Raw genomic sequence first — 14098 nt, forward strand, 5'->3', positions numbered from 1 at the left:
AAATAGGGTTTCTACAAAGCCATAATATTTTTAAAACAAAATTTTTATATGAATTTCTAATTTTTATTATACTTTATTATATTTTTAAAAAATTTTTCTTTAATTTCTTAATAATATTTTTTTTAAAAAACAAAAACATTTATATATGTACATATGAATAGATATTCATATGACTGAAGAGAATATTTGTGAAATCAAAAGTATAAGAGAAGATTTACTCGAAACAGTAAATAAAAAAATGAAAACAGAAGAAACATACAACGAAATAGCAAAATTATTCAAACTATTAGGGGACTACAACAGATTAAGAATAATTTCCGCATTAGAACATGAAGAATTATGTGTATGTGAACTATCATTACTTTTAGATATGAGTCAATCAAGCATATCCCATCAATTAAGATTATTAAGAAGTAATGACATGGTAAAATTCAGAAAAAAAAATAAAAGAGTATTTTATTCATTAAACAACGAGCAAATAACCAAGTTAATAAAAGAAGCTGAAGAATATGAGAAATAACCATCATGAACATGAAAACAGTGAACACACTCATAGCAAATCATGTACACACAAACATGAACACGAAGAATGCTCATGTGAAAAAGGAATACTAGAAAATATAGAAGAAGAACCTGAAAGTTACAAAAAATCAATTTATACAATAATTATAGGATTAATAATCTTTATAATAGGAATATATATCAATAAATTTACAACATTCCAAATAGGATCACTATCCTCAAACTTAATATCACAAATAATATTATTAATAGAAGTCATAATAGTTGGAAAAGAAATCATAACACATGGAATAAAATCATTACTAAACAAAGAAATAAAAATAGAATTACTAGTAACAATAGCAACAATAGGAGCATTTTTATTAGGAGATGGATTAGAAGGATCCATATTAATATTATTATTTTACATAGCCGAATTCATAGAAGATTTATCAATAGATAAATCAAAAAAATCAATAAGCAACTTAATAAAATTAAGTCCAGATAAAGCAACCATTAAAAAAAATGGAAAGGAAATAGAAATAAACATTGACCAAGTAGAAAAAGATGACATAGTAATTGTAAAACCTGGAGACAAAATCCCAGTTGATGGTATAATAATAAATGGAAACACAACTGTAAATCAAGCATCAATCACAGGAGAAAGTTTAGCAATAAATAAAGAAATAGGAGACGAAGTATACGCCTCCACAATAAATGAAGAAGGATACATTGAAATAAAAGTAACTAAATCCTCAAACAATACAATATTCGCTAAAATAATAGATTTAATCAAAGAATCAGAAGAAAAAAAAGCACATATAGATTTATTTATTGATAAATTCGCAAAATATTATACACCTACCGTAGTATTATTAGCCATAATTATAGCAATTATCCCCCCATTAATTTTACAACAAACATTTAATACATGGATATATAGAGCATTAGTTTTATTAGTGATCTCTTGCCCATGTGCATTAGTAATTTCAACACCCCTATCAATGGTTTCAGCTTTAACTGCAGGAACCAAAAATGGAATTATAATAAAAGGTGGAGAATATATCGAAGAGCTAAATAATATAAAAGCAATATTATTCGATAAAACAGGAACATTAACAGAAGGGAAACTAGAAATAAGATCCATAATCACTACACCACAATTTAAAAAAGACGAAATAATAAAAATAGCATGCAGTTTAGAAAATAAATCTAAACACCCTATTGCTAAAGCATTTAATGAATATAAATCAAAAAATAATATAAATTTAGGAAATGTAGAAAACTTTAAATCAATATCTGGACAAGGATTAGAAGGTACAATAAATAATACAAAATATTATATAGGTAAAAAAGAATTATTCCAATTCAACCCAGAATTTGACAAAAAAATTCAAAGCTTACAAAATAAAAATTCAAACAATAACAAAACAAGCATAATATTAAGTAATGAAAAAGAAATCCTTGGAATTATAAGTTTAGCAGATAAAATCAGAGAAAAAACCCCAAATACAATTAAACAACTACAAAATAAAAACATTAAAACAATAATGCTAACAGGAGATAATAATGAAATTGCAGCAAATGTAGCATCTTTAACTGGATTAGATAAATATTACAGTAATCTCCTACCAGAAGATAAAGTGAATATTACAGAAGAAATGATAAAAGAATACAGTAATGTTGCAATGGTAGGAGATGGAGTAAATGATACACCATCACTTGCAAGAGCAAATGTAGGAATCGCAATGGGAATGGAAGGAGCAGATGCAGCAATAGAAACAGGAGATATTATTCTTATAAATGATGATATAAGTAAAATAGATTATATTATAAATTTAGCTAAAAAAACCATGAACATTGTTAAAGAAAACATCATATTAACATTAACAGTTAAAGGATTATTAATCATTTTAGGAATTTGTGGTTATGTTGAATTATGGGAAGCTGTATTAATCGGTGATATGGGATTAACATTAATTGCAGTAGGAAATGCATTAAGAGCTTCTAAATTCAAACAAAAAAATATCACAATAAATTAAAAAAAAGGAATTAAAAATTATCTAGAGTAAGTCTTTTATCTATAGATTCAGTTTCTCTAGGTATTAATTCTTTATCAAAAGAAATTTCACCATATTTACCTCCACCTCCAGGAATAACATTAACAGTTCCATTCCTAAAAGCTTCAATAGCTTTAGAAGTTTCTAAATCAATTTTTTCAATCTCTTCAATAGGTGTATTAATTAAAATTGTAATCTCTGGACCAAAAGCATTTACTAATTTTTGCCATTTACCTTGAACAAATTTAGTAGTAACTCCTTTATCATAAATTGTACTAATAATTTCAGCCATAGGCATTAAATGAACATAATCCGGACGATGTTTTGGATGATGAGGTTCTTTCCAAGATGAAATCTCATTTATCCTATAATCAACACCTTTTTTAATTTTACCTCCACAGGTACATTTCATCTTATCTTCTTTAGCTAATTTTGGATCAATTAACTTATGACATTTAGTACATGCAGTCATATGGTACTTTCCTAAATTAGGATATAAACCATAATTTTTAGTAACTTTTTTATTTTTAATAGATTTTTTAAGAGAAGAATATGATATATCATCCATTTCAATTTGATTAAATTCTCTACCTAAACGATGAGGCCATGGAGAATGAGCATCAGAATTTGAAAGAAATACAAAATCTTGAAGTTCACTTACTGTATCCGCCATATTAGTATCAGCAGATAAACCTAATTCTATAAAATCAGGTTTTTTATCATAACAATCATAAATACTATCAAAAGATTTATACATTCCAGTCCAAGGAGTGAAAGCATGAGCAGGACCAATCATACAATCATACTCTTTAACCATTTCTAATATTTCAGCACCACCCATTTTGGTTCTTGGCCTACCATCTGAATTTTTATTTTTTGAAACTAATTTATCAGACAATTCACGAGCAATTTCTATTGTAGGTAGGAAAATTAAATGATGAATTCGACTTTTACCCTCAACTTCAGTAGTTAAAATAAAGTCACATTCATCTTTTGAATAAACCCCATCACCTTTATACTCAGTACTTTCTTCAATTATATTTAACCATCCAGGATGAAAAGCATCCCCAGTACCAACAAGATTCAAACCTTTTTCTTTACTTTTAGGAGCAATATTATTAATTAACATATCTTTAGATGTTGCCATAGAAAAACAACTATGAATATGTAAATCCGCATTAACTAACATGAGTATTCTATTTGAATTTTTTAATATATGAAATTATAGAAAATCAAAAACTAGAAAAAAGTATAAATTATTTCAAAACAATAAAAGTAATTACAAGTAACTAATACATAGTGATTTTATTGAGTGAAAAAAAACCAGCAGCTTTTGAAGCTAAACAAACTATTCAAGAAGTTATGACTGCTACAAGGGAAAAAGTGAAAAACATTACATTTAATCCTGAAGATTTTGAAGTTATAAACATTGATATAGAAATAAAAAATTTAAATCCTATTTTCCATAATTATAAAATAATTAACTTGTGTGATATTCACCTTGGGCAATGGATGACACCAGAATATTTGAATGGTGTAGTTGATATTGTAAATTCCCATAAACCAGATATGGTAACTTTAACTGGAGACTATGTATCCTATAATATAGATGATGTTAAAGACGATTTAGAAGATTCCTTAAAAAAGTTAAAACCTAAGGATGTTTCATTAGCCGTACTTGGAAATCATGACCATTGGTTAAATCCTGAAACAATCAAAAAAGTATTAAAAAATGCAAATATTCATAATGTTAGTAATGATGTTTTTGTGTTAAATAAAGAAGGCCATGAATTATATGTTGCAGGTGTGGATAGTATGATGGTTGGTGAAGATAATCTTGGAAAAGTTTTAACTAAAATTCCTGACGAAAGTGCTGCTATTTTACTTGCCCATGAACCTGATTTTGCAGATTTAAGTTCACTTAGTAGAAAATTTAGCCTACAAATATCTGGACATTCCCATGGAGGACAATTTATTATACCTGGAATAAATACTACACTTTTTAGAGGTTCTTACTCCAGAAAATATCCTGTAGGAAAATATAAAGTAGGTAATATGATTCAATACACAAGTCGTGGCTTAGGTACTAATATTTTTTGGTTTAGACTTAATTGTCCACCTGAAATAACTATTTTCCATTTAAAAAGTCCAATTGTTCAGGAAAAACTACGTGAAAAAGAATCATTAGAAGAAGATGAAAATAAAGGACAAACAAATGAAAATATTCTTGCATTAAGTTTAGAGAATATAGAATCAATGTATAAAAATTCAGAAACCTATGAAAAATTTGAAAAAGGTTTAAATAAATTATTAAAGCGTGAATAATTTTAATTAAAAGGAAATGTAAAATTGATTAAAATGGATCCTAAAGATATTAGACCAAAAATAAAAGAAACAACTAATTACATAACAAACGAACCAGTAGAACCTGAAAAAGTAAGTAGTAAAGCAAAAATCGGAAGGTCAATTGTAGTTTTAATTGGAGAAATTATAGGGTTCTTATTAATAGCACATGCAAATGTAGGATTGGTTGTAACAAGTTGGGAAACTGCAGTAGTTGCAGTAATAGCATTAGCAATTATCAATGCATTAATTTGGCCATTACTAACAAGACTTTTCCTACCTTTCCTAGTATATACAATTGGAATAGGAACCTTAATAATGGATGGATTATTAATTTATCTTTTAAGTTTATTTACTCCAGGACTAACTATTGAGGGACCTGCACTTATTTTAGCACCTTTAGGAATGGCATTAATAACAACAATTCTCTCAGCAGTACTTACATTAGATAGTGAAAGTTCATATTATAGAACTGTAACTAGAGATTTAATTAAAAAACGACATCCTACAACAAAAACATACCCAGGAATAATAATTTTAGAAATTGATGGATTAGCAAAAGAAATTTTTGAAGAAGCAATGAAAAAAGGATATATGCCAACATTATCTAAGTGGGTAAAAAGAGGAAGTCATACAGTCACAGAATGGGAAACTGATCTTTCAAGCCAAACAGGTGCTAGTCAAGCAGGTATCTTACACGGAAACAATGAAAATATTACAGCATTTAGATGGGTTGAAAAAGAACATAATAATCAAATTGTAACATCTACAGGATTTTCAGATGCTCCAATGATAGAAAAAAGAATATCCGATGGGAATGGTTTACTAGTAGATGATGGTGCAAGCCGTTCCAACTTATTTTCAGGAGATACTGATGATGTAGTATTAACCTTTAGTAAAATAAAAAATCTTAAAAAATTTTACAACACAACTTGGTATTACCTCTTCGCAAATCCTAACAGATTTCCAAGTATAATTATATTATTCTTTTGGGAAATGATATTAGAAATTATCTCACAAATAACTCACTGGTTAAGAAATGTTCAACCTCGTATTAGAAGAGGTTTAGCATTTATACCTACAAGAGCAGGTGCTAATGTTCTTATGAGAGAAATAACCACTGAATCAATTATGGGAGACATGTTAGTAGGAGATATTGACATTACTTATGCAACATATTTAGGGTATGATGAAATAGCACATCATACAGGAATAAGGGATAATGATTCATTTAAATGTTTAAAACAATTAGATAAACAGTTTAACCGTTTAGAAAAAGCAAGCGAATATGCTGATAGACCATATAAATTTGTAATACAATCTGATCATGGACAAGGAAATGGTGCTACATTTAAACAAAGATATGGAATTAGTTTTGAAAACTATGTAAGAAGTTTATTACCTGAAGATATGACTTTATATAGTAATATGGATTCTAATGAGAACTATTCAAAAATGTTTTCACCATTTAAAGGTGCAAGAGATTCTATTAAAAATGGTATAGATAACATTACAGATAGAACTGAAGATGTTTTAGAGTATGTTACTAATGAAAAAGTTTTCCGAACTGAAAATAAAAAACCAGAAGAATCTGAAGTTATAGTATTAGCCTCAGGAAATTTAGCAATGGTTTATTTAACACAATTTAAAGAAAGATTATCCTATGAAAAAATTAAAAATTTATTCCCAAATCTTATACCTGGACTTGTTAAACAAGAAGGTATTGGTTTTATAATGGTAGATTCTGAAGAATTCGGTCCAATGGCTATTGGTGCTAACGGTGTTTACTATTTAAATGAAGATGAAATTGAAGGAGAAAATCCATTGGAAGTATTTGGTGAAAATGCTCCACAACATTTACGTAGAAGTAATAGTTTTAAATATACTCCTGATATTTTAGTAAACAGTTTCTATGATCCTGAAACTGAAGAAATTTGTGCATTTGAAGAATTAGTTGGAAGTCATGGAGGAATAGGTGGAACACAAAGTAAACCATTTATGTTACATCCAGTAGAATGGGATGTTCCAACCCCATTGATTAGTGCTGAAAATGTTTATAAAGTACTTAAAAGTGAAATATTGAAATATAGGAATTCTGAAAATATTACTAAAAATTTAAATCATGGAAAATAAAAAAATTTTACCAACTAAAGTAAAATTTTTTTCCACTTTTTTAAAAAAAATAATTTTTGAAAATTTATTATTTTAATTATAAATCATATTTTTTAGGAGGTTCTCCTGAAAAATCTCTTATAACAGCTTTTCCATCTTTAATATAAAATGCTTCAAAAATTGGGTTATCTGGTGTTTGATAAAGTGTTTTTACCAATTCATTAGAATCTATAATTTTTTGTTTTATATCAATATCATCTACAAATTCGGCTCTACCACTTATTCTACACCATTTAAATTCAGAATTTGCAACTACAAGTTCAAAATTTGGGTTTTCTTTTAATTCATTATATACTGGTTTTTGATTATTTGTACAAAAAAATAATTTCCCATTAGATTCAAGATAGAACATTAAAGGTCTTACTTTTGCATTTCCATCTAATCCCACATTTGCTACATATTGAATTGGATTTTCTTTTAAAAAATTTATTACATCATTCATGATAATTTTTCTCCTTAATAATTAAATTCTTCTTTTTTATGTAATATTATAAAATATTTTAAAAAATTCTTAATAACTTATTATATTGAAATTAACTAATTAACTTCATATTAAAATATTAACAAAGAGGTTTATAAAGATTTTATAACTTTTTAGTAACTAAGTTACCTTTAAGTAACCAATAAATTATAATTATTATATTATATCCAGTATAATCTATTATTTAAAAAAATTGTAACTGAAAAGTTACTTAGTAACTATTCAGTAACCAAAAAATTAAAAAATATAAATTTTTTATATATTCAAAATTATAATTAATTATAACTGATTCATTAAAAATTTTTAAATATTTAGGAGAAAAAGTTTCATGACAAAAACTAAAAATTGTGGAATAAATTGTCCTGTGGATAAAGCTTTAGAATTAATTAATAAAAAATGGACAATCCAAATAATTAGAGACCTGTTTTTTGGGAAAAAACACTTTAAAGAATTTTTAGAAAATAAACCAGGACTAAGTAATAAAGTACTATCAAATTGCTTAAAAAATATGGAAGAGAATAATCTTATAGAAAAAAAAGTCTTAAGCACAAGCCCAGTGACAACAGAATATTATTTAACTGAACGTGGAAAAAGTATGAATAAAATAATATATGAATTAGCTATGTTCACTTTAGATAAATGTGATTATGAAGAATATGAAAATGTAGAAGTTAATAAAACTATAAAAAATAACTTCAAAAAAGCTTTAAATATTGAAGAATAAAATAAAAAAAACTGATTAATATGGGAAAACTAAATATAGTAGGTGTAGGACCTGGATCTAAAGAATATTTAACACAAAATGCAATAGAAACTGTTGAAAATTCAGATATAACTATAGGCAGCCAAAGAGCACTTGATTTGTTTGAAAACAAAAAGGAGTATATAGTATTTAATGTTAAAGATTTGACAAAAAAATTGGAAGAATCAGTTGAAATGGCCAAAGAAGGTAAAAATATCACTATATTATCAACTGGAGATCCAGGATTTTCAGGTGTTCTTAAACCTATAAAACGAATAAGTAACGAAAAAGGATTCAATATAGATAATATAAATGTTATTCCTGGAATAAGTTCCCTACAGTTAGCTGCATCTAAAAATCATATTAATTGGGATGAAGCAAATATTATAACATTTCATGGTAGGGAAAATATTGAAGATATTTTACAATATATAAATAATGGTAAAACAACAATTGCATTACCTTCACGTAAAGTTAAGGATATGGCAAAATTTCTTTTAGATAATGATGTTAATCCTAATAGAGAAGTAATTGTATGTGAAAGACTCAGTTATCCTGAAGAACGAATAGTTAAATCTAATTTAAAAGAAATAGCAAATAGTGAATTTACTTATATGTGTGTTATGATTATATAAAGCTTGGTTTAATGGATTTAATTAGAATATTTTTGTATTTGTAAAAAAAATATTTATGTGAAAGATAAATTTTCACTTTGTAAGTATTGTATTTGTAAAAAAAAATATTTATGTGAAAGATGAATTTTCACTTTGTAAGGATTGTAGTTGTAAAAAAAAAGTAAATTATAAAAATTTTAATTATTTTTATAATTGTATAGTATCTCTTTTTACTTCATCGTTGATTTTACCTTCATATAATATTTCAGCTAAATTATTAAGTTTATCAATTCCTTTAACTTCATCTTTAAATAAAGGAATTTGTGTAACTTCTTGTTCTTTGAATTTTTGATTTATTAATGCTAAACGTTTTTGTTGTAATGTGTGTCTTGAATGACAAAAATCACAATCTGTAATATCTGGCATTACTTGATTAACAACTATTCCATCAACTGTTATATCAAATTTTTCAAGTGCTTCAATAGCTCTTTCTGATTCATAAATACTCATTTCTTCAGGAATTACTACCATTTTAAATGTTGTTCTTTCAGGATCAGATAATACTTTTTTTGCTTCATTTATTTGTCTTTTTGTTGCTTCTAATTCTGCAGTTGATGCTACATCATCATTTGGATCCATGAAGGGAATTATTCCTTTTAATTTTGATGAAGCTTCACCTAATTTTGTTTTAGCTTTATATAATTTACCTACCCATGAATCCATAACTTCTGGGAAGGATAATAATCTTAATGTATGGCCGGTTGGTGCTGTATCAAATACTACTATATCATATTCATTATTTGTTAAAAGTCCCATGAAAACTTCAAATGCTGCTGCTTCATCAGCTCCAGGAGATGAAGATGCTAAATCCATTTGATCCCCTAAAAAATCTAGGCCTGCCATTTTATCTGCTGTGGCTCTAGCTTTTTGACTATTGATTTGTTGTTGTTTTTGTTCCATAGCCATGTCGGGGTCTATTTCAATTGCATGTAAATTTTCTGTAACTTCTACAGGATATGGTCCTATATTAACTTCTAAAGAATCAGATAATGAGTGTGCTGGATCTGTTGAAACTAATAATGTATTTTTACCTTTTTTAGCTAACCATAAAGCTGTTGAACATGAAACACTTGTTTTTCCAACTCCTCCTTTTCCACCTACAAACATGAAAGTTGTTTGACCATTTTTAAATTTAAATAAATCTTTAAATGCCATTTTTAAATGCACTCTCCATTATATACTTTTTTTATTTTTTTTTAGTTTATAATATAAATTATCATTATTTTTTTTAAACTTAAAATATTAATTGATTTTTTTTAGTTAATAAAAGTTTTTAAAATTTTTGGTTTAATTAGATAATTATTAAATAAATTAAATATAAAATATTATTATTATAATTTTTTTATTAATAATAATAATCTAGTGATATTATGTTAGAATTACCTGAAATCAATAGTGAAAAAGCTAAAAATGAAATTATCGATTTTATAAAAGAAACTGTTTCTAATGCACATGCTAAAGGTATTGTTGTTGGATTAAGTGGTGGAATCGATTCAAGTGTAAGTGGATTATTATCAGTTGAAGCTGTCGGTAAAGAAAATGTTTTTGGAATTCATATGTACAGTTCAACAACTCCTGATGAAGATAGAAAACATGCTCGTTTAATGGCAAACATATTAGATATTAGATATATTGAGGTTTCTATCGATACAATTTCAAATGAATTTTTTAATATTACAGATACTGAGAATATAAAAAAATTAGATTATATTAATGAGGATATTTTCAAAGTTGCAAGTGGTAATCTGAAAGCAAGAATAAGAATGTCTTTATTATATTATTATGCTAATTTAAAAAATTATATTGTTATTGGTACAGGTAATAGAAGTGAATTACTTATTGGATATTTCACTAAATATGGTGATGGTGGTTGTGATATTGAACCAATTGGGGATATTTATAAAACTCAACTTAGAATTTTAGCTAAAGATTGGGGTATTCCTGAAGATATAATTTCTAAGCCTCCTAGAGCAGGTTTATGGCCTGGTCAAAAAGATGAAGATGAAATTGGTTTAAGTTATGATAAATTAGACTCTTTATTATATATGATTATTGACAAGAATATGGATAATGATGAGATAATAAAAAATATTGATTTAAGCATTGAGGAAATTAATAGGATTAGATCTAAGATAGTAAATAGTAGACATAAAGTTGAATCTCCTCAAAGTCCAAGAACTAGTGGAAAATTAATTTAAATAACATTTTACTTTAAAAAAAAATTATAAAAATATTAAACGGTGAATTCAGTGACAAATGATATAGAAAAGAAATGGCAAAAAAAATGGGAAGATGCTAAGCTATTTCAATCAGACCCAGATGAAAGAAAAAAATTATACTTAACAGTTGCATTCCCATACCCAAGTGGAGCAATGCATATTGGACATGGAAGAACATACACAGTTCCTGATGTATATGCAAGATTTAAAAGAATGGAAGGATATAATGTACTCTTCCCAATGGCATGGCATGTAACCGGTGCACCAGTAATAGGAATAGCAAGTAGAATAAAAAGAAAAGATCCATGGACAATGGAATTATATGAAAAGGTTCACAGAGTACCAAAAGAAACATTACCCCAATTAGAAGACCCTGAATTCATAGTAAAATATTTTAGTAATGAATACCATGAAGTAATGGACGATATGGGATTTTCCATAGACTGGAGAAGAGAGTTCAGAACAATAGACCCTACATACCAAAAATTTGTAACATGGCAAATAACAAAATTATATGATAAAGGTTTAATAACAAAAGGAAAACACCCAGTAAAATACTGTCCAAGAGACAAAAATCCTGTAGGAGACCATGACTTACTTGAAGGAGAAGGAGTAAGTATAAATGAACTAACACTACTTAAATTTGAAATAGACGGTAAAATATTAGTACCTGCTACATTCAGACCAGAAACAATATATGGTGCAACAAACCTATGGATAAACCCCGATGTAGAATACATTGAAGTTAAAAATGAAAATGAAACTTGGATAATAAGCAGAACAGCATACGATAACTTATCAAATCAAATTAATGGTTTAGAAATATTAGGTCAAATAGACATGACCCCATACATAGGAAAATATGTTACAAATCCAATAACAAATGAAAAACTACCATTATTACCAGCTAGTTTTGTAGATGCCGAATATGGTAGCGGAACCGTATTCTCCGTACCAGCCCATGCACCAGCAGATTATATTGCATTAAAAGATTTAAAGGAAAACAAAGCACTACTAAAAAATTATGGATTAGAAGAAACAGTAGCAAAAATAGAACCTATACCAGTAATAAAACTCAAAAAATATGGGGACATACCTGCTAAAGATGTTATAGAAAAATTAGGAATCAAAAACCAAGAAGATCCTAAACTTCAAGAAGCAACCAATGAATTATACAAAACAGAACATAACAAAGGCCGTATAAGAGAAGACATCCCAGAATTTGCTGGAGAAAGTGTAGTCACTGCAAGAAATGAAATAAGAGACCAAATGCTTGAAAACAATCAAGCAGGAAAAATGTATGACTTTTCAGAAAGACCAGTGATATGTAGATGTGGAGAACGTTGTGTAGTTAAAGTAATGGATAACCAATGGTTTTTAAGATATTCTGATGAAGAATGGACAAACACAGCAAGAGAAGTATTAGAAGGAGAAACCATAATACCTGGAGAAGTTAAATCAAATTTTGAATATTATTTAGGATGGTTAGAAGATTGGGCTTGTTCCAGAAGATTAGGATTAGGTACACACTTACCATGGGACAAACAATGGTTAATTGAACCATTATCAGATTCTACAATATACATGTCTTATTATACTATAGCAAAATATCTAAAAAATATGGATCCTGAAATATTAACACCTGCATTTTTTGATAAAGTATTTTTAAATAAAGAACCAGAAAATAATGAAGAAATAAAATTAGAACCTGAAAAAGTAAAAGAAATTCAAGACGAATTTAACTACTGGTACCCATTAGATTGGAGACTATCTGCAAAAGATTTAGTAGGAAACCATTTAAGCTTTTTAATGTTCCACCACGGAGCTATTTTCCCTAAAGAAAAATGGCCACAAGGAACAGTTGTCTTCGGAATGGGATTACTTGAAGGAAATAAAATGTCTTCATCAAAAGGTAATATTATATTACTAAAAGATGCAATAAAAGATTACTCTGCAGATGTTGTAAGATTATTCTTAATGTCATCTGCTGAACCATGGCAAGATTTCGATTGGAGAGAAAAAGAGGTTTTAGGAACAAAAAGAAAATTAAATTGGTTTAAAGAATTTGCAACAAAAATTGAAGAAATTAAAAACGAACCAATTGATTTAAATAAGATTGACAAAGTGGAATTAACTAGAACAATTGATTTATGGATGATAAACCAACTAAACCTCAGAATTAAAAATGCTACTGAAGCATTAGAAGTATTCCAAACAAGAAAAGCATTACAAGAATCATTTTTCCTTCTTAAAAAAGATTTAGATCATTATATGTATAGAACAAAACATTTAATCAATACTAAAGATCCTGGTATGATATATGTATTATCAACTGTTTTAGAATCCTGGTTAAGATTATTATCCCCATTCACACCACATACTTGTGAAGAAATATGGAGTAAACATGGAGGAAAAGGATTTATATCTGAAGCTGAATGGCCAAAATATGATGAATCTTTAATAAATCCAAAAATAGAAAGATCAGAACTTATTATACAAAACCTTGTTAAAGACATAACTGAAATCAAAAACATGGTTGGAAACAATATAGAAAAAGTTCACTTATATTTATCTCCAGAATGGAAATGGGATTTATATAAAATAGCTGATGAAGTAGGAAAACCAGATATTGGAAAAATAATGGGAAAAGCTATTGCGGAAAATATCCATGACAACAAAAAGGAAATCGCAACTACAGCTAAAAAATTAGGTAGAGAAGTTACAAAAACTAAATATATTGGTAAAATTGATGAATTAAAAATAATTACTGATGCTACAGATTATATAGAAGAAGAATGTAACTCTAAAATAATTATCCATACAGATGATAGTTATGATCCTAAAAATAAGGCTAAAAATGCAATTCCTTATAAACCAGCTATATATATGGAATAAAAAAAAGGGAT

Annotated in this window: 10 protein-coding genes and 1 pseudogene; 8 read left to right on the top strand and 3 right to left on the bottom strand. The window is 27.3% G+C overall.

The features are described 5' to 3' along the window. Nucleotides 1–169: 169 nt before the first annotated feature. Nucleotides 170–520: an ArsR/SmtB family transcription factor gene (locus BP997_RS08010; protein ID WP_413826730.1), complete on the top strand. Its 351-nt coding sequence runs from the start codon at nucleotides 170–172 to the stop codon at nucleotides 518–520. Continuing rightward, nucleotides 510–2543: a heavy metal translocating P-type ATPase gene (locus BP997_RS08015; protein WP_413829076.1), complete on the top strand. Its 2034-nt coding sequence runs from the start codon at nucleotides 510–512 to the stop codon at nucleotides 2541–2543. Before BP997_RS08010 ends, BP997_RS08015 begins: the two co-directional genes overlap by 11 nt. A gap of 10 nt (nucleotides 2544–2553) precedes the next feature. Here the strand turns inward: BP997_RS08015 and BP997_RS08020 are convergent, their stop codons facing one another. After that, nucleotides 2554–3750, bottom strand: a complete 1197-nt coding sequence (locus tag BP997_RS08020) for a TIGR00375 family protein (protein ID WP_413829078.1) — start codon at nucleotides 3748–3750, stop codon at nucleotides 2554–2556. 119 nt (nucleotides 3751–3869) lie between these two features. Here BP997_RS08020 and BP997_RS08025 point away from each other — a divergent pair. Both BP997_RS08025 and BP997_RS08030 read left to right on the top strand, forming a co-directional pair. Beyond that, nucleotides 3870–4709 (top strand): annotated as a pseudogene (locus tag BP997_RS08025) (metallophosphoesterase); the annotation flags it as partial. Nucleotides 4710–4919: 210 nt separating this feature from the next. After that, nucleotides 4920–7037: a phage holin family protein gene (locus BP997_RS08030; RefSeq protein ID WP_413829084.1), complete on the top strand. Its 2118-nt coding sequence runs from the start codon at nucleotides 4920–4922 to the stop codon at nucleotides 7035–7037. Between the two features lie 76 nt (nucleotides 7038–7113). On the opposite strand, the gene BP997_RS08035 is transcribed toward BP997_RS08030, so the two are convergent. Further along, on the bottom strand, nucleotides 7114–7518 hold the full coding sequence (locus tag BP997_RS08035) for a pyridoxamine 5'-phosphate oxidase family protein (protein ID WP_413829080.1): 405 nt from the start codon (nucleotides 7516–7518) through the stop codon (nucleotides 7114–7116). Between the two features lie 367 nt (nucleotides 7519–7885). Between BP997_RS08035 and BP997_RS08040 the strand changes: the two genes are divergently transcribed. Continuing rightward, on the top strand, nucleotides 7886–8281 hold the full coding sequence (locus BP997_RS08040) for a winged helix-turn-helix transcriptional regulator (RefSeq protein WP_413824647.1): 396 nt from the start codon (nucleotides 7886–7888) through the stop codon (nucleotides 8279–8281). Between the two features lie 20 nt (nucleotides 8282–8301). Then, nucleotides 8302–8934, top strand: coding sequence for a cobalt-precorrin-7 (C(5))-methyltransferase (locus tag BP997_RS08045; RefSeq protein WP_413824650.1), 633 nt, complete (start codon nucleotides 8302–8304; stop codon nucleotides 8932–8934). Nucleotides 8935–9120: 186 nt separating this feature from the next. On the opposite strand, the gene BP997_RS08050 is transcribed toward BP997_RS08045, so the two are convergent. After that, nucleotides 9121–10128, bottom strand: a complete 1008-nt coding sequence (locus BP997_RS08050; protein ID WP_413824652.1) for an ArsA family ATPase — start codon at nucleotides 10126–10128, stop codon at nucleotides 9121–9123. 215 nt (nucleotides 10129–10343) lie between these two features. Between BP997_RS08050 and BP997_RS08055 the strand changes: the two genes are divergently transcribed. After that, nucleotides 10344–11171: an NAD+ synthase gene (locus tag BP997_RS08055; RefSeq protein WP_413824654.1), complete on the top strand. Its 828-nt coding sequence runs from the start codon at nucleotides 10344–10346 to the stop codon at nucleotides 11169–11171. 51 nt (nucleotides 11172–11222) lie between these two features. Continuing rightward, nucleotides 11223–14087: a leucine--tRNA ligase gene (leuS, locus tag BP997_RS08060; protein WP_413824657.1), complete on the top strand. Its 2865-nt coding sequence runs from the start codon at nucleotides 11223–11225 to the stop codon at nucleotides 14085–14087. Nucleotides 14088–14098: the final 11 nt, after the last annotated feature.

This window comes from Methanobrevibacter sp. UBA412 (assembly GCA_002495685.1).
Taxonomy (GTDB): Archaea; Methanobacteriota; Methanobacteria; order Methanobacteriales; family Methanobacteriaceae; genus Methanobrevibacter_A; species Methanobrevibacter_A acididurans.

Excerpts from the sequence above, each read along its gene's own strand:
- BP997_RS08040 (WP_413824647.1), top strand. The coding sequence starts at position 7,886 with ATGACAAAAACTAAAAATTGTGGAATAAATTGTCCTGTGGATAAAGCT.
- BP997_RS08020 (WP_413829078.1), bottom strand. The coding sequence starts at position 3,750 with ATGTTAGTTAATGCGGATTTACATATTCATAGTTGTTTTTCTATGGCA.
- BP997_RS08030 (WP_413829084.1), top strand. The coding sequence starts at position 4,920 with ATGGATCCTAAAGATATTAGACCAAAAATAAAAGAAACAACTAATTAC.
- BP997_RS08045 (WP_413824650.1), top strand. The coding sequence starts at position 8,302 with ATGGGAAAACTAAATATAGTAGGTGTAGGACCTGGATCTAAAGAATAT.
- BP997_RS08035 (WP_413829080.1), bottom strand. The coding sequence starts at position 7,518 with ATGAATGATGTAATAAATTTTTTAAAAGAAAATCCAATTCAATATGTA.
- BP997_RS08055 (WP_413824654.1), top strand. The coding sequence starts at position 10,344 with ATGTTAGAATTACCTGAAATCAATAGTGAAAAAGCTAAAAATGAAATT.
- BP997_RS08015 (WP_413829076.1), top strand. The coding sequence starts at position 510 with ATGAGAAATAACCATCATGAACATGAAAACAGTGAACACACTCATAGC.
- BP997_RS08010 (WP_413826730.1), top strand. The coding sequence starts at position 170 with ATGACTGAAGAGAATATTTGTGAAATCAAAAGTATAAGAGAAGATTTA.
- BP997_RS08050 (WP_413824652.1), bottom strand. The coding sequence starts at position 10,128 with ATGGCATTTAAAGATTTATTTAAATTTAAAAATGGTCAAACAACTTTC.